12 protein-coding genes are annotated in these 14796 nt (G+C 70.5%); 11 read left to right on the forward strand and 1 reads right to left on the reverse strand.

Going from position 1 to position 14796, the window contains the following annotated elements:
• Position 1 precedes the first annotated feature (1 nt).
• The 11 genes from PM1_RS23430 to PM1_RS23480 all read left to right on the forward strand — a co-directional run bounded on the left by PM1_RS23430 (position 2) and on the right by PM1_RS23480 (position 13860).
• Positions 2–1081, forward strand: a complete 1080-nt coding sequence (locus tag PM1_RS23430) for a 4-oxalomesaconate tautomerase (RefSeq protein WP_009618357.1) — start codon at positions 2–4, stop codon at positions 1079–1081.
• Positions 1082–1236: 155 nt separating this feature from the next.
• A complete protein-coding gene (locus tag PM1_RS23435; RefSeq protein WP_009618348.1) occupies positions 1237–2169 on the forward strand; it encodes an ABC transporter substrate-binding protein in 933 nt (310 codons plus the stop codon).
• Complete coding sequence (locus PM1_RS23440; protein WP_009618346.1) at positions 2169–3179, forward strand: FecCD family ABC transporter permease; 1011 nt, start codon at positions 2169–2171, stop codon at positions 3177–3179. Before PM1_RS23435 ends, PM1_RS23440 begins: the two co-directional genes overlap by 1 nt.
• Positions 3176–4216 (forward strand): FecCD family ABC transporter permease, encoded by a 1041-nt coding sequence (locus PM1_RS23445; protein ID WP_009618344.1) that lies wholly within the window; start codon positions 3176–3178, stop codon positions 4214–4216. The genes PM1_RS23440 and PM1_RS23445 overlap by 4 nt, the downstream gene beginning before the upstream one ends.
• The gene (locus PM1_RS23450; protein ID WP_009618342.1) at positions 4213–5022 is read left to right on the forward strand and encodes an ABC transporter ATP-binding protein; all 810 of its coding nucleotides are present in this window, start codon (positions 4213–4215) and stop codon (positions 5020–5022) included. Before PM1_RS23445 ends, PM1_RS23450 begins: the two co-directional genes overlap by 4 nt.
• 383 nt (positions 5023–5405) lie before the next feature.
• Entirely contained in the window at positions 5406–6110 is a 705-nt protein-coding gene (locus tag PM1_RS23455) for a response regulator transcription factor (RefSeq protein WP_009618339.1), read from the forward strand.
• On the forward strand, positions 6110–7456 hold the full coding sequence (locus tag PM1_RS23460) for a HAMP domain-containing sensor histidine kinase (RefSeq protein WP_009618337.1): 1347 nt from the start codon (positions 6110–6112) through the stop codon (positions 7454–7456). The genes PM1_RS23455 and PM1_RS23460 overlap by 1 nt, the downstream gene beginning before the upstream one ends.
• A 75-nt stretch (positions 7457–7531) precedes the next feature.
• Positions 7532–9763: a TonB-dependent siderophore receptor gene (locus PM1_RS23465; protein ID WP_009618335.1), complete on the forward strand. Its 2232-nt coding sequence runs from the start codon at positions 7532–7534 to the stop codon at positions 9761–9763.
• 50 nt (positions 9764–9813) lie between these two features.
• Positions 9814–10707, forward strand: a complete 894-nt coding sequence (locus tag PM1_RS23470; protein ID WP_009618333.1) for an alpha/beta hydrolase — start codon at positions 9814–9816, stop codon at positions 10705–10707.
• 382 nt (positions 10708–11089) lie between these two features.
• On the forward strand, positions 11090–12526 hold the full coding sequence (locus PM1_RS23475; protein WP_009618331.1) for a TldD/PmbA family protein: 1437 nt from the start codon (positions 11090–11092) through the stop codon (positions 12524–12526).
• Positions 12526–13860, forward strand: coding sequence for a TldD/PmbA family protein (locus tag PM1_RS23480; RefSeq protein WP_009618329.1), 1335 nt, complete (start codon positions 12526–12528; stop codon positions 13858–13860). Before PM1_RS23475 ends, PM1_RS23480 begins: the two co-directional genes overlap by 1 nt.
• A gap of 323 nt (positions 13861–14183) precedes the next feature.
• Here PM1_RS23480 and PM1_RS23485 read toward each other — a convergent pair whose 3' ends face one another.
• On the reverse strand, positions 14184–14744 hold the full coding sequence (locus PM1_RS23485; RefSeq protein WP_009618327.1) for a DUF6436 domain-containing protein: 561 nt from the start codon (positions 14742–14744) through the stop codon (positions 14184–14186).
• Positions 14745–14796: the final 52 nt, after the last annotated feature.

Consider the following 14796-nt stretch of genomic DNA (forward strand, 5'->3'; position numbering starts at 1 on the left):
CATGGGCCAGACGCGCATCCCCTGCCTGCTCATGCGTGGCGGCACCTCCAAGGGCGCCTACTTTCTGAGCACCGACCTGCCCACCGACGCCGGGTTGCGCGAGCGCGTGCTGCTGGCGGTGATGGGCTCGCCGGACAAGCGCCAGATCGACGGCCTCGGCGGCGCCGACCCGCTGACCAGCAAGGTCGCCATCGTCCGCGCCTCGCGCCGCGACGACGCCGACGTCGACTACCTGTTCGCCCAGGTGCTGGTGGACGAGGCGCGGGTGGACTACGGGCAGAACTGCGGCAACATCCTCGCCGGCGTCGGCCCCTTCGCCATCGAGCGCGGCCTGGTGCCGGTGCGCGGCGCCAGCACGGCGGTGCGCATCTTCATGGAGAACACCGGGCAGATCGCCGTGGCGCACGTCCCCACGCCCGACGGCGAGGTGGAATACGCCGGCGACACGCGCATCGACGGCGTGCCCGGCAGCGCCGCGCCGCTGGTGGTGGAATTCGCCGACGTGGCCGGCTCCAGCTGCGGCGCCCTGCTGCCCACCGGCAATGCCCGCGACAGCTTCGACGGCATCGAGGTCACCTGCATCGACAACGGCATGCCGGTGGTGCTGCTGCGCGCCGAGGACCTGGGCCGCAGCGGCTGCGAAAGCCGCGAGGAACTGGACGCCGACGCCGAACTGAAGGCGCGCCTGGAGTCCATCCGCCTGCAGGCCGGCCCGCGCATGAACCTGGGCGACGTCGGCCAGCGCAACGTGCCGAAGATGTGCCTGGTCTCGGCGCCGCGCCAGGGCGGGGCGATCAACACCCGCTCGTTCATCCCGCACCGCTGCCACGCCTCCATCGGCGTGTTCGGCGCGGTGAGCGTGGCCAGCGCCTGCCTGGTGCAAGGCTCGGTGGCGCAGGACGTCGCTCGCGCCGGCGAAGGCGAAGTGCGGCGCCTGGCGGTGGAACATCCCAGCGGCGAATTCAGCGTGGAAATCCGCCTGCACGACGGGCGCATCGCCGGCTGCGGCCTGGTGCGCAGCGCACGCCTGCTGTTCGACGGCCAGGTGTGCATTCCCCGCGCGGTGTGGGCCGGCCACTGACCCGGGCGAACCGCGCGGCGCTCTGCCGCGCGGCTTTGACATAAATCATCGCAGTTGTAAAAAAACGGTAAATGCGAGTGATTCCAACTCGCTTCTGTCGTATCTATGGGCGTTTCCCAACCGCCCGCCATCTTCGGCGCCTCAGGAAAACCTCCATGCAAGCCCGAGCCCTTCCCCTCTCCCGCCGCCTGCTGGCCTGCGCGGCCGCCGCCGTCACCAGCGCCTTCCTGCTCCTGCTGCCCAGCGGCGCCAGCGCCGCCACCCTGGACACCGCCTTCGGCCCGGTGCAGGTCAAGGACCACCCGCAGCGCGTGGTGGCCCTGGGCGAGAACACCCTGGACGCCGCCCTCGCCCTGGGCGTGCAACCCCTGGGCGCGCTGGCCAGCCGCGGCGGCAGCGACATCCCCGAATACCTCAAGGCCAAGGCCGGCAAGCTGCCGCTGGTGGGCACCGTGCGCGAGGTCAACCTGGAGGCGGTGCTCAAGCTGCGCCCGGACCTGATCCTGGCCAGCCCCGGCCTGACCCGCGAGCAGTACGCCAAGCTCAGCCTGATGGCGCCCACCGTGGTGCCCAAGGGCGGCGCCCTGGACGACTGGCGCGCGGCCTTCCGCACCTACGCCGCGGCCCTGGACAGGAACGCCGAGGCCGAGCAGCGCCTGCAGGAGCTCGACCAGCGCATCGCCGGGCTGCGCCCGCGCCTGCCGGCCAACACCAGCCTCAGCGTGGTGCGCTGGAACCCGCAGGGGCCGATCATGATGTCCAGCCACCTGTTCGCCGGCCAGTTGCTCGACCAACTGGGCCTGCAACCCAACCCGCTGGCGGCGCAGCAGACCCAGCGCCCGCACACCGACATCCTCAGCCTGGAAAACCTGTCCAAGGCCGATGCCGACTGGATCTTCCTCGCCACCCTCAACCCCGACGGCGAGAAGGCCCTGGCCGAAGCCCGCCGGCAGCCGGCCTTCACCCGCCTGAAAGCGGTGCGGGCCGGGCACCTGGCCAGCGTCGACGGACAGATCTGGAGCAGCAGCTCCGGCTACCTGGCCGCCCAGCAGGTGCTGGATGACGTGGAGAAGGCGCTGGCCAACTGATGCTGCCCGCGCGCCTGCCCCAGCCGCTGGCCCTCGGGCTGGCGGCTTCGCTTCTGTTGCTGCTGTGCCTGTCCAGCCTGCTGCTGGGCGCCGGCGACGCCGGCCCCTGGGCCAGCCTGCAAGCCCTGTTCGGCGGCGCCGACGAAGACACCCGCTTCGTCGTCGGCGTGCTGCGCCTGGCGCGCACCGAGCTGGCCCTGCTGGTGGGCATGGCCCTGGGCGCCGCCGGCCTGCTGTTGCAATCGGTGACGCGCAACCCGCTGGCCGAGCCCGGCCTGCTGGGCGTCAGCGCCGGCTCGGCCTTCGCCGTGACTCTGGCGATCAACCTCGGCGCCACCGCCGCCGGCCTCAACCTGGCGGTGGCCGTGCTCGGCGCCCTGGGCGGCTGCCTGCTGGTGCTGGCGGTGTCGCGCCTGCGCGGGGTGGGCGACGACCCGGTGCGCCTGGTGCTGGCCGGGGTGGCCTTCTCCGGTCTGCTCACCGCCCTGAGCAGCCTGGTGCTGCTGTGGGACCAGCGCACCGCCGACGAGGTGCGCTTCTGGGTGGTCGGCAGCCTCGCCGGCCGCCCGCTGGATACCCTGCACTGGAGCCTGCCGGGGCTGCTGCTCGGCCTGCTGGTGGCGCTGCCGCTGGTCCGCCCGCTGGCCGCCCTGGCCCTGGGCGAACGCGTGGCCAGCGGCCTCGGCCACCACCCGCAGCGGGTGCGCCTGGCCACCCTGCTGGCGGTGGCGCTGCTGGTAGGCACGGCCAACGCCGCCGCCGGCCCCATCGCCTTCCTCGGCCTGATCGTGCCCTTCATCGCCCGCCGCCTGGTGGGCAGCGACATCCGCAGCTGCTTCGGCCTGTGCCTGCTGCTGGGGCCCTGCGTACTACTGCTGGCCGACATAATCGCGCGCCTGCTGGTGCGCCCCTACGAGATGCCGGTAGGGGTGGTCACCGCCTTCGTCGGCGCGCCCATCCTCATCGCCGTGGTGCGCTCGCACCGCCTGCCGACGCTGCAACGCCAATGAACGCGCCCTATCCCCACGGCTACGGCCTGCTGCGCCTGGGCCGGCTGTCGCTGCTCTGGCACCGCCGCAGCCTCATGGTCGGCCTGGCGTTGCTGGCGGCGCTGGCCGCTGCCTTCCTGTTCTGCCTGAGCGGCGACGGCCTCGGCGCCGGCCAGGCCATCGCCGCCCTGCTCGGCCAGGGCGACCCCTTCCAGCAATTGCTGGTGCGCGAACTGCGCCTGCCGCGCCTGCTCGCCGGCCTGCTCAGCGGCGCCGCCCTGGGCGCCGCCGGCTGCCTGATGCAGACCCTGGCGCGCAACCGCCTGGCCACCCCGGGCATGGTCGGCCTGGACAACGGCGCCACCGCCTTCGCCGTGGCCTCCATAGTCGCGGTGCCGACCAGCCTGGCGCCCTCGGCCCTGGCCCTGACCGGCGCCGCCAGCGCTGCCGCGCTGACCTTCCTGCTCGCGGCCGGGGCCGGCGCCCGCGGCTATCGCTTCATCGTCGTCGGCCTGGGCATAGGCGCGCTGTTCGGCGCCCTGACCAACCTGATGCTGGCCCGCGCCGACATAGACGCGGCCAACGCCGCCTACCCCTGGACCGTCGGCAGCCTCAACGCCCGCCCGCCGCTGGCCGTGTGGCTGCTGGCCGGCGGCCTGGCCCTGGGCCTGCCGGCGGCGCGCCTGCTGACGCGGCCGCTGACGACGATGCGCTTCTCCGACAGCGTGGCCATCGGCCTGGGCGTGCGCCTGGGCGCCATGCGCATCGCCACCCTGGCGCTGAGCGTGGCCCTCACCGGGCTGGCCGTGGCGGTGGCCGGGCCGGTCGGCCTGGTGGCGCTGATCGCCCCCGAGGCGGCGCGCTACCTGGGCGGCCAGCACGGCGTGCCGGTGCTCAACGCGGCCCTGGCCGGCGCCCTGCTGACGCTGCTGGCCGACTGGCTGGGGCGCACCCTGCTGGCGCCCATCGAAATCCCCGTGGGTATCGTCATGGCGGTGATAGGCGCGCCCTACCTGCTGTGGATCATCCTGCGCCAACCCTCCGGGAGACAGCCATGAACCCGAACCCCGTCGCCCCGCTGGAAACCCGCGGCCTGTGCATGGCCTACGGCAAGCGGCCGATCATCGAAGGCCTGGACCTGCGCCTGCCGGCCGGCCAGGTCACCGCCATCGTCGGCCCCAACGGCTGCGGCAAATCCACCCTGCTGGCGGGCCTGGCGCGCCTGCAGAAGCCCAGCGGCGGCGCCGTGCTGCTCGACGGCAAGGCCATCGCCAGCCTGCCGTCGAAGGAAGTGGCGCGGCGCCTGGCGCTTCTGCCCCAGGACGCCAGCGCCCCGGACGGCCTCACCGTGGCCGAGCTGATCCGTTTCGGCCGCCAGCCGCACCAGGGCCTGTTCCAGCAATGGAGCGCCGAGGACCAGAAGGTGGTGGACGCCGCCCTGGCCGCCGCCGACCTCATCGAGCTGGCCGAGCGGCCGCTGGAGTCCATGTCCGGCGGCCAGCGCCAGCGCGCCTGGATCGCCATGGCCATCGCCCAGGACACGCCGCTGCTGCTGCTCGACGAACCCACCTCGGCGCTGGACCTGGGCCACCAGATCGAGGTCTTCGAACTGATCCGCCACCTGGCCGAGGCCGGCAAGACGGTGGTGATGGTGGTCCACGACCTGTCCAGCGCCTGCCGCTACGCCGACCACCTGGTGGCGATGAAGGGCGGCCAGGTGCTGGCCGAAGGCGCGCCGGCCCGGGTGGTGACCGCGGAACTGGTGGAGGCGCTGTATGGCGTGCGCTGTACGTTGCTGAGCGATCCGTACAGCGGCACGCCGCTGATCGTCGGGGCCAGTCGGGTGCGAGCCTGCTTTTCGTAGGAGCGAGCTTGCTCGCGAATGGGGATTCGGCACCAAGACTGAGAGCACCCTCTCCCTAACCCTCTCCCTGAAGGGAGAGGGGACCATTGGGCAGACACGGATGTTCTGGAGTCAGCCGACAGCACCGTTGGTTTCCGACTGAAACCATTCCTCCTTCTCGGCACGGACAAGCCCCCTCTCCCTTCAGGGAGAGGGCTGGGGAGAGGGGACGGGCTTCGACATCGCTCCGGAGCAAGGCCTGACGCCATTGTTCGTGAGCTCGCTCCTACGAAAAGCACCATCCCATCCCCCCAGCACTCAGATGCGACGAAATGCCAGCACCCAGCCATTGCCCCGCCCCCACCGCCAGTGGGATCATTTGCAATTGCTTTTTGTTCTCATCCATGGCTGATCACGTGTCACCGCAACTACTCCTCGTGGAAGACGACGCCCACCTGCGCCCGGCCCTGGAACGCCACTTCCTGGCCCGCGGCTTCGCCGTGCGCGCCTGCGAGAACGGCACCCAGGGCCTGGCCGCGCTGCGCGAGGGCCGCTTCGACCTGGTGCTGCTGGACATCATGCTGCCCGGCGTCGACGGCCTCAGCCTGCTCGACGAACTGCGCCGCCGGCAGACCGTGCCGGTGATGCTGATGTCCGCCCTGGGCGCCGAGCAGGACCGCATCAGCGGCTTCACCCGCGGCGCCGACGACTACCTGCCCAAGCCCTTCAGCCTGGCCGAGCTGGACGCCCGGGTGGACGCCCTGCTGCGCCGCGTGGCCCTCGACCGGCGCCCGGCCGAGGCCCCCCGGGACGGCGAGCTGACCCTCGACGAAGAGGCCCGCGACGTCACCCACCAGGGCCGCGCCGCCGGCCTCACCGGCTCCGAGTACCGCCTGCTGGCGACCTTGCGCGCACACCCCGGCGAGGCGCTGAGCAAGGCCTTCCTCTACCAGAGCGTGCTGCACCGCGCCTACACCCGCCTGGACCGCGGCCTGGACGTGCACGTCTGCAACCTGCGCCGCAAGCTCGCCGCCATCGGCGCGCAGCACCTGCAGATCCAGGCGGTGCGCGGCCAGGGCTACGTGCTGGTCGAAACGGACGGCGCCTGATGCGCCGCCACCCGCTGCTGTGGAAGCTGGCCCTGCTGCAGGTGGGCTTCTGCCTGACGCTGACCTGGCTGATCTGGAACTGGGGCCTGTCGGTGGAGCGCAGCACCTACTTCCTCGACGAAGCCGACCGCCTCTACCTCGCGCGCTACGCCCTGCAGGCCGAGCAGGCCTGGCGCCAGAACGGCGCGGCCGGCGCCGAGGCCTTCCGCCGCCAGCTGGAACGCGAGGAAGACACCTGGGTCGCCCTGGTCGGCCCGCGCCTGGAAAGCCTCGGCACCACGCCGCTGAGCGCCGAGGAGGCCAGCCACCTGACCTTCATGCGCAAGCTCGACTGGCCCATGAGCCGGCGCCTGCAGGACGAGCTGCCCTACGTCAGCATCGAATTCCCCGAACGCCCCGAGGACGGCCGCCTGGTCATCCAGCTGCCCGAGCGCCTGCTGCCCAGCGGCCTGACGCCCTGGACCCACGTCATCACCCACGGCGTGGCGCCGACCCTGCTGGCCCTGCTGCTGGGCCTGGCCCTGTACCGCCACCTGGTGGTGCCGCTCAACCGCCTGCGCGACCGCGCCGACGCCCTGCGCGCCGACGACCTCGACAGCCCCGGCCTGCCGCTGCAGGAGCGCCGCGACGAACTGGGCGAACTGGCCCAGGCCTTCGAACACATGGCCGCGCGCCTGCGCCAGAGCCTGGCCCAGCAGCGCCTGCTGCTGCGCACCCTGTCCCACGAACTGCGCACGCCCCTGGCGCGGCTGCGCATCGCCCACGACGGCGAGCTGCCGCCGGAGCAGTTGCGCCAGCGCCTGGGCCGCGAAGTGGCCGACATGCAGCGGCTGCTGGAAGACACCCTCGACCTGGCCTGGATGGACACCGAGCGCCCGCAGTTGCCCACCGAACCGGTGCTGGTGCTCTCGGTGTGGGAAGCGCTGCGCGAGGACGCCTGCTTCGAAAGCGGCTGGGAGCCCGCGCGCCTGCCCTGCTCGCTGGGCACCGAATGCAGCGTGCAGGTACACCTGGACAGCCTGGCCCAGGCCCTGGAGAACCTGCTGCGCAACGCCATCCGCCATTCGCCGGCGGGCGGCCGCGTCAGCCTCGACGGCTGGCGCGAAGGCCGGCACTGGCACCTGTGCCTGCGCGACCAGGGCCCCGGCGTGGCCGAGGCCGACCTGGAACGCATCTTCGAGCCCTACCAGCGCCTGGAAGGCAGCGGCGCCGGCTTCGGCCTGGGCCTGGCCATCGCCCGCCGCGCCATCGAGCTACAGGGCGGCCGCCTGTGGGCCACCAACGCCCACCCCGGCCTGTGCCTGCACCTGCTGTTGCCGGCGGCCTGGAAGTGTTTAGAAAGTTAATGCGCTTTACTCGCAATTGTGAGTAATTATCATCTTCGATCTCTCGCCTTCAGGCTGAACTTCCGGAGATCGAAGATGTCGTCCCGTGCCCAACCCCTAGTCCCCTTCCTGCTGCTGTCCAGCTGCCTGCTGGCCAGCGCCGTCCATGCCGCCAGCCAGGACGAGCAGCCCGTCGAACTGGACAGCCAGACCGTGGTCGCCACCGCCCAGGAAGAAACCAAGCAGGCCCCGGGCGTGTCCGTCATCACCGCCGAGGACATCGCCAAGCGCCCGCCGGCCAACGACCTCTCGCAGATCATCCGCACCATGCCGGGGGTCAACCTCACCGGTAACTCCACCAGCGGCCAGCGCGGCAACAACCGGCAGATCGACATCCGCGGCATGGGCCCGGAGAACACCCTGATCCTGGTCGACGGCAAGCCGGTCAGCAGCCGCAGCTCGGTGCGCTACGGCTGGCGCGGCGAGCGCGACACCCGCGGCGACACCAACTGGGTGCCGGCCGACCAGGTCGAGCGCATCGAAGTCATCCGCGGCCCGGCGGCGGCGCGCTACGGCTCCGGCGCCATGGGCGGGGTGGTGAACATCATCACCAAGCAGGCGGCCAAGCAAACCCACGGCAACCTCACCGTCTACCAGAACTTCCCGCAGCACGGCGACGAAGGCGCCAGCAAGCGCGTGAGCTTCGGCCTCAACGGCCCGCTAACCGATACCCTCAGCTACCGCGTCTACGGCAACCTGGCCAAGACCGACGCCGACGACTGGGACATCAACGCCGGCCACGAATCGGCGCGCACCGGCAACCAGGCCGGCACCCTCCCCGCCGGCCGCGAAGGCGTGCGCAACAAGGACATCAACGGCCAACTGAACTGGAAGTTGGCGCCCAACCAGAGCCTCGAGTTCGAAAGCGGCTTCAGCCGCCAGGGCAACATCTACACCGGCGACACCCAGAACACCAACAGCAACGCCAACGTGAAGAGCATGCTGGGTCACGAGACCAACATCATGTACCGCGAGAACTACTCGGTTACCCACCGCGGCGACTGGGACTTCGGCAGCTCGATGGCCTACCTGCAGTACGAGAAGACGCGCAACAGCCGCATCAACGAAGGCCTGGCCGGCGGCACCGAGGGCATCTTCAGCAACACCGACTTCTACACCTCGACCCTGCGCGACCTGACCGCCCACGGCGAGGTCAACCTGCCGCTGCACGCCTGGCGCGACCAGACACTGACCCTGGGCAGCGAGTGGAACCAGCAGAAGCTCGACGACCCCAGCGCCAACACCCAGACCACCACCGAGGGCGGCTCGGTCGCAGGCCTGACCAGCAGCGGCCGCGACACCACCTCGCAGGCGCAGATCTTCTCGCTGTTCGCCGAAGACAACATCGAGATCCTCCCCGGCACCATGCTCACCCCGGCGCTGCGCTTCGACCACCACAGCATCGTCGGCGACAACTGGAGCCCGTCGCTCAACCTGTCCCACGCGCTGACCGACACCCTCACCCTGAAGGCCGGCATCGCCCGCGCCTACAAGGCGCCGAACCTGTACCAGCTCAACCCCGACTACCTGCTCTACAGCCGCGGCCAGGGCTGCTACGGGCAGAGCACCAGTTGCTACCTGCAGGGCAACGAGAACCTCAAGGCCGAGACCAGCGTCAACAAGGAACTGGGCATCGAGTTCAAGGACGACGGCTGGGTCGCCGGGCTGACCTACTTCCGCAACGACTACAAGAACAAGATCGACTCCGGCCTGACCCCGGTGGGCACCGCCAGCGGCGGCACCGGCAGCTACGCCAACGCCTCGATCTACAAGTGGGAGAACGTGCCCAAGGCGCTGGTCGAGGGCCTGGAAGGCACCCTGAGCATCCCGCTGGCCGCGCAGCTGACCTGGAACAACAACTTCACCTACATGCTGCAGTCGAAGAACAAGGAAACCGGCGACGTACTCTCGGTAACGCCGAAGTACACCCTCAACTCCATGCTCGACTGGCAGGCCAGCGACGACCTCTCGCTGCAGCTGAGCGTGGCCTGGTACGGCAAGCAGAAGCCGAAGAAGTACGACTACCAGGGCAACCGCGTGACCGGCAGCGCCAACGACCAGCTCTCGCCCTACGCGCTGACCGGCGCCAGCGGCACCTACAAGCTCAGCAAGAACCTCAGCCTCACCGCCGGCGTCGACAACATCTTCGACAAGCGCCTGTACCGCGCCGGCAACGCCCAGGGCGTGGCCAACATCGCCGGCGCCGGCGCCGCCACCTACAACGAACCCGGCCGCACCCTCTACACCAGCCTGACCGCGTCCTTCTGAGGACCACCCGGCCCCCGCTCCCGGCGGGGGCCGGCAGACGAGATAGCCTGATGAAAACCACCACCCTGCCCCTGGTCCTGGCGCTGGCACTGGCCGCGCCGGCCCCGGTGGCCCTGGCGCAACCGGCGCCGGACCAGAAGATGGACACCACCTTGCTGCAACGCCAGGACCTGGCCTACCGCTTCACCCAACTGGACCTCGACTCCGCCGACGGCCAGCGCCACTATCGCCTGTGGGTCGGCAAGCCCGAGCGCCCGGCGCCCGTCGCCGGCTACCCGGTGCTGTGGATGCTCGACGGCAACGCCGCCCTCGGCGCGCTCGATGCCGCCAGCCTGGAAAAGCTCGCCAGCGGCCAGGCGCCGCTGCTGGTCGCAGTCGGCTACCAGACCGAGCAGCGCATCGAACGCAACGCCCGCACCTACGACTACACCCCGCCGCTGCCCGGCGAAGCCAGGCAACTCGACCCGCTGACCGGCCAGCCCAGCGGCGGCGTCGACGCCTTCCTCGACCTGCTGCGCCAACGCATGCGCCCCATGGTCGCCGCCGTCGCCCCCATCGACGCCAGCCGGCAGACCCTCTGGGGCCACTCCTACGGCGGCCTGGCCGTGCTCCACGCCCTGTTCACCCGCCCCGGCGAGTTCAGCGCCTACGCCGCCGCCAGCCCCTCGCTGTGGTGGCACGACGGCGCCATCGTCCGCGAAGCCGCCGGCCTGCAACAGCGCCTGGGCGAAAGCCGCCCGCGCCTGCTGCTGATGCGCGGCGGCGACGAACCGGGCAACCCACGCGGCCCGCTGAAAGGCGACGCCGAACGCCCGGCCCGCGAACTGAGCGCCGACCTGGCCAAGGTGCCGGGCCTGCAGGTGCAGTACCAGCGCTTCGACGGCCTGGGGCATGGGCCCATGTTGCCGGCGTCGCTGCGTTATCTGCTGGAGCATTACCCGTAACCGAGGCGCGCCGGGGAGCACGGTCAAACGGCGGATAACCGCGAACGGTTATTCGCCCTACGCCAGGTCCACCCGGTGATGCAGGGCATACAACCGTTCGCGGAAATGACGATGTGCAAGGATGACACCTGACCCCCAGCCCACTCAGGACAGCCCCCTCTCCCTTCAGGGAGAGGGTTGGGGAGAGGGCGCTCTTGAACTCAACACCTACGCCACCGGTAACCCCTGTTCGCGAGCAAGCTCGCTCCTACGAAAAGCCCAAAAGCCAAAAAGCCCAAAAGCCAAAGCCATCCCCTACGCTCTTTCCCCCTTTTTCACACTGGCAATGAAGTTTGCGGCAGGAGCACAATCCAAGGTTCGCCCCTCCCCAGGAAGCCCCCGGATGCCCGACAGCCTGCATGCGGCCCTGCGCCACTTCGTTTCCACCCTGCGCCACGACCCGGCCTTCCGCTCCCTGCGCCTGGTGCAACGGCACAGCCTCGATTGCGGCGTCACCCGCGACCAGCCCGACCCGGTGCGCCACGGCCTCGACCAGGGCGCCATGCTCTGCGCCGAGGTCGATGGCGTGGAAGCCTTCGCCGCCACCAGCGACCTCGGCGAACAAGGCCTGCGCCAGGCCTTCGAGCGCGCCCGCCAGCTCGCCGCCGGCATCGCCGCCCGCGCCCTGCCGCGCCCGGCCCAGGCCGGCGCCGACCTCGGCCGCCAGCGGCGCAGCAGCCCGAACCTCGACACCCCGCTGCCGGACCTGGCGCAATGGCTGGACCTGCTGCGCGCGGAATGCGCCGCGGTGCCGCGCGAGGAACGCATCGTCGACTGGAGCGCCAGCCTGCGCGTGGTGCGCGAACGGCAGCTGTACCTCGACCGCCACGGCAGCGACCTGCTGCACGAGACCCAGCGCCTCTACCCCTGGCTCTCGGTGACCGCCTTCGACGGCCGGCAGAGCCAGACGCGCACCTTCGACGTGGCGCGCCAGGGCGGCGCCGAAGTGGTGCTGCACAGCGGCTTCGCTGGCGCCGCCACGCGCGTCGCCGACGAGGCCCTGCAACTGCTGCTGGCGCCCAACACCCCGGAAGGCACCCGCGACCTGCTGCTGATGCCCGACCAGATGATCCTGCAGATCCACGAATCCATCGGCCACCCGCTGGAGCTGGACCGCATCCTCGGCGACGAGCGCAACTACGCCGGCACCAGCTTCGTCACGCCGGACATGTTCGGCCATTACCAGTACGGCTCGCCGCTGCTCAACGTCAGCTTCGCCCCGGACGTGCCCGACGAACTGGCCAGCTACGCCTACGACGACGAAGGCACCCCCGCCGAGCGCCAACTGCTGATCGCCGGCGGCATCCTCCAGCGTCCCCTGGGCGGCGCCCTGTCCCAGGCCCGCAGCCAGCTCGCCGGGGTGGCCAACAGTCGCGCCAGCAGTTGGAACCGCGCGCCCATCGACCGCATGGCCAACCTCAACGTCGAGCCCGGCGACGAGAACCTGGCGCAACTGATCGGCGGCATCGAAAAAGGCATCCTCATGGCCACCAACCGCTCCTGGTCCATCGACGACGCGCGCAACAAGTTCCAGTTCGGCTGCGAATGGGGCCAGCTGATCGAAAACGGCGAACTCGCCGGCGTGGTGCGCAACCCCAACTACCGCGGCATCTCCGCGCAGTTCTGGCGCAGCCTGGGCGCGGTGGGCGACACCTCCACCTTCAGCGTGCTGGGCACCGCCAACTGCGGCAAGGGCGAGCCCAACCAGGCGATCACCGTCGGCCACGCCTCGCCGGCCTGCGTGTTCAAGGACGTCACCGTGTTCGGAGGGCAGGCCTGATGCAACTGCGACTGTCCCCCGAACACCTGCGCGAACTCGCCGACTGGCTCAAGGGCCGGCTGCGCGGCGACGAGGAATTCAGCCTGTGGCTCGCCGCCGAGGACTCCGACTTCGTGCGCTTCAACCACGCCCGGGTGCGCCAGGCCACCCGCGTGCTGCAGATCGAGGCGCAGCTGCGGCTGATCCGCGGCGCCCGCCACGCCAGTCTGGAGCTGAGCCTGACCGGCGGCGCGGAGGAAGACCGCCAGCGCCTGCAGCAAGGCCTGGAACAACTGCGCGGCACCCTGGAAGTGGTTCCGGAAGACCCCTACCTGCTGCTGGAGGACGAGCCCTGGACCCGCGTCCAGGAAGCCCCCGGCCGCTTGCCGGAAGTCCGCGAGGTGATCGACCAGGTGGACGCCCAGGCGCAAGGCCTGGACCTGGTCGGCATCTACGCCGGCGGCCCGCTGTACCGCGGCTTCGCCAACACCCGCGGCAGCTTCGGCTGGCATGCCGCCGGCAGCGCCAGCCTGGACTGGAGCCTGTTCGCCGACAACGGCGAAGCGGTGAAGACCACCTACGCCGCGCGCGACTGGGATGCCGCAGCCCTGGGCCAGGCCTTCGCCCGCGCCCGCGAGCAGCTGGACTACCTGCAACGCCCACGGCGCACGCTGCAACCCGGCGCCTACCGCGCCTACCTGGCGCCGGCGGCGCTGGAGGAAATCATCTCGCTGCTGTGCTGGGGCGGCTTCTCCGCCCGCGAACTGGCCACCCGCCAGAGCCCGCTGCTGTCGCTGCACCTGGGCCATGCCAGCCTGTCGCCGCAGGTCAGCCTGGAGGAAGCGGCCAGCGCCGGCCTGGAACCGCTGTTCGACAGCGACGGCTTCCTGCGCCGCGACCAGGCGCTGATCGAAGGCGGGCGCATGGTCGGCCAACTGGTCAGCCCGCGCTCGGCGAAGGAGTTCAACCTGCCCGCCTACGGCGCCAACAGCCACGAGACACCGCAGTCCCTGGTCATGGCCGCCGGCGAACTGCCCGAGGACGAAGTACTGGCGCGCCTGGGCACCGGCCTGTACATCGGCAACCTCTGGTACCTGAACTACTCGGACCTGGCCGCCGCGCGCATCACCGGCATGACGCGCTTCGCCAGCTTCTGGGTGGAAGACGGCCGGATAGTCGCGCCCCTGGCCAGCATGCGCTTCGACAACAGCCTCTACAGCCTGCTCGGCGAACACCTGCAGGCGCTGACCCAAGAACGCTCGCTGCGCATCGACACCAACACCTACGGACGCCGCAGCGCAGCCACCCAACTGCTGCCCGGCGCGCTGGTGGAACGTTTCACGCTGACGCTGTAGGGCGTACAACCGTTCGCGGTTGTACGCCGTTACACCCATCTCGACGCTGGCCTCCTGGTCAAGCCCGGAGCGCTCGGAAACGGGAGCTTCGGGTTCGAATCCAGCGCGGCCTGGGGCCAAGGTCAAACGGCGGATAACCGCGAACGGTTATTCGCCCTACGTCACGGTCAGGCCTGGCGTAGGGCGCATAACGCCTACGGCGTTATCCGCCGTTTGGCCTTGGTCCCCGGCGGCTCCGGGGTTGGCCTAGGCGTTGGCTGTGGCCTCGGTGTATCGGCGGATAACCGCGAACGGTTATTCGCCCTACGCCACGCCCAACGCCGTTACCAGTCGCAGTAGCAGCCGGTGGCGAGGGTGCTGGGGGACTTCACCTGGCGGCCTTCGACCAGCGCCTGGATCACCGGCTCGATGAAGCTGTTGGCCGAGGTGCAGGTGGCGCCTTCGCTGTAGGGGCCGAAGTAGGCCAGCTTGCCGTCGCGGTCCCACACCGCCACCGAGGGGCTGGCGGCGATGGGCGGCGGCGAGGGGAATTCCGGCAGCGGCTTCAGGCCCCACAGCTCGCTGGCCAGGCGGCCCTGGGTGCCGGGCTTGCGGTAGGCGTAGAAATCCACGCCCTGGGGCTCGAAGCGCTTGATCAGCGAGGCCAGATGCTGCTGGTTGGCAACGTTGCACGGGCATTCCGGGTCCCAGAAATGCACCACGCGGATGTGCCCCGGGCCGGCCAGTTGCGCCGGCAGTTGCAGCGCCTGGCCATCGAACAGTTGGGTGGTATCGGGATAGCTGCGCAGGTAGCGGCCTTGGAACGACCAGAAGGCGGCGAACAGGATGCCGAGCCAGGCCACGATGAGCACGCCCGCGAGAACGACTTTGCGATTGAGCGACATGATGCGGAAGGGGTGGACAGGAGGGCCGCTAGCTTGCCACGTCCAGCCGCCA

The sequence above is a fragment of the Pseudomonas sp. M1 genome (assembly GCF_022760135.1).
Classification (GTDB): Bacteria; Pseudomonadota; Gammaproteobacteria; order Pseudomonadales; family Pseudomonadaceae; genus Pseudomonas; species Pseudomonas citronellolis.

Bases quoted from the DNA above. Each gene is read 5' to 3' on its own strand.
- PM1_RS23470 (WP_009618333.1), top strand. From the start codon at position 9,814: ATGAAAACCACCACCCTGCCCCTGGTCCTGGCGCTGGCACTGGCCGCG.
- PM1_RS23430 (WP_009618357.1), top strand. From the start codon at position 2: ATGGGCCAGACGCGCATCCCCTGCCTGCTCATGCGTGGCGGCACCTCC.
- PM1_RS23455 (WP_009618339.1), top strand. From the start codon at position 5,406: ATGGCTGATCACGTGTCACCGCAACTACTCCTCGTGGAAGACGACGCC.
- PM1_RS23450 (WP_009618342.1), top strand. From the start codon at position 4,213: ATGAACCCGAACCCCGTCGCCCCGCTGGAAACCCGCGGCCTGTGCATG.
- PM1_RS23465 (WP_009618335.1), top strand. From the start codon at position 7,532: ATGTCGTCCCGTGCCCAACCCCTAGTCCCCTTCCTGCTGCTGTCCAGC.
- PM1_RS23460 (WP_009618337.1), top strand. From the start codon at position 6,110: ATGCGCCGCCACCCGCTGCTGTGGAAGCTGGCCCTGCTGCAGGTGGGC.
- PM1_RS23485 (WP_009618327.1), bottom strand. From the start codon at position 14,744: ATGTCGCTCAATCGCAAAGTCGTTCTCGCGGGCGTGCTCATCGTGGCC.
- PM1_RS23480 (WP_009618329.1), top strand. From the start codon at position 12,526: ATGCAACTGCGACTGTCCCCCGAACACCTGCGCGAACTCGCCGACTGG.
- PM1_RS23445 (WP_009618344.1), top strand. From the start codon at position 3,176: ATGAACGCGCCCTATCCCCACGGCTACGGCCTGCTGCGCCTGGGCCGG.
- PM1_RS23440 (WP_009618346.1), top strand. From the start codon at position 2,169: ATGCTGCCCGCGCGCCTGCCCCAGCCGCTGGCCCTCGGGCTGGCGGCT.
- PM1_RS23475 (WP_009618331.1), top strand. From the start codon at position 11,090: ATGCCCGACAGCCTGCATGCGGCCCTGCGCCACTTCGTTTCCACCCTG.
- PM1_RS23435 (WP_009618348.1), top strand. From the start codon at position 1,237: ATGCAAGCCCGAGCCCTTCCCCTCTCCCGCCGCCTGCTGGCCTGCGCG.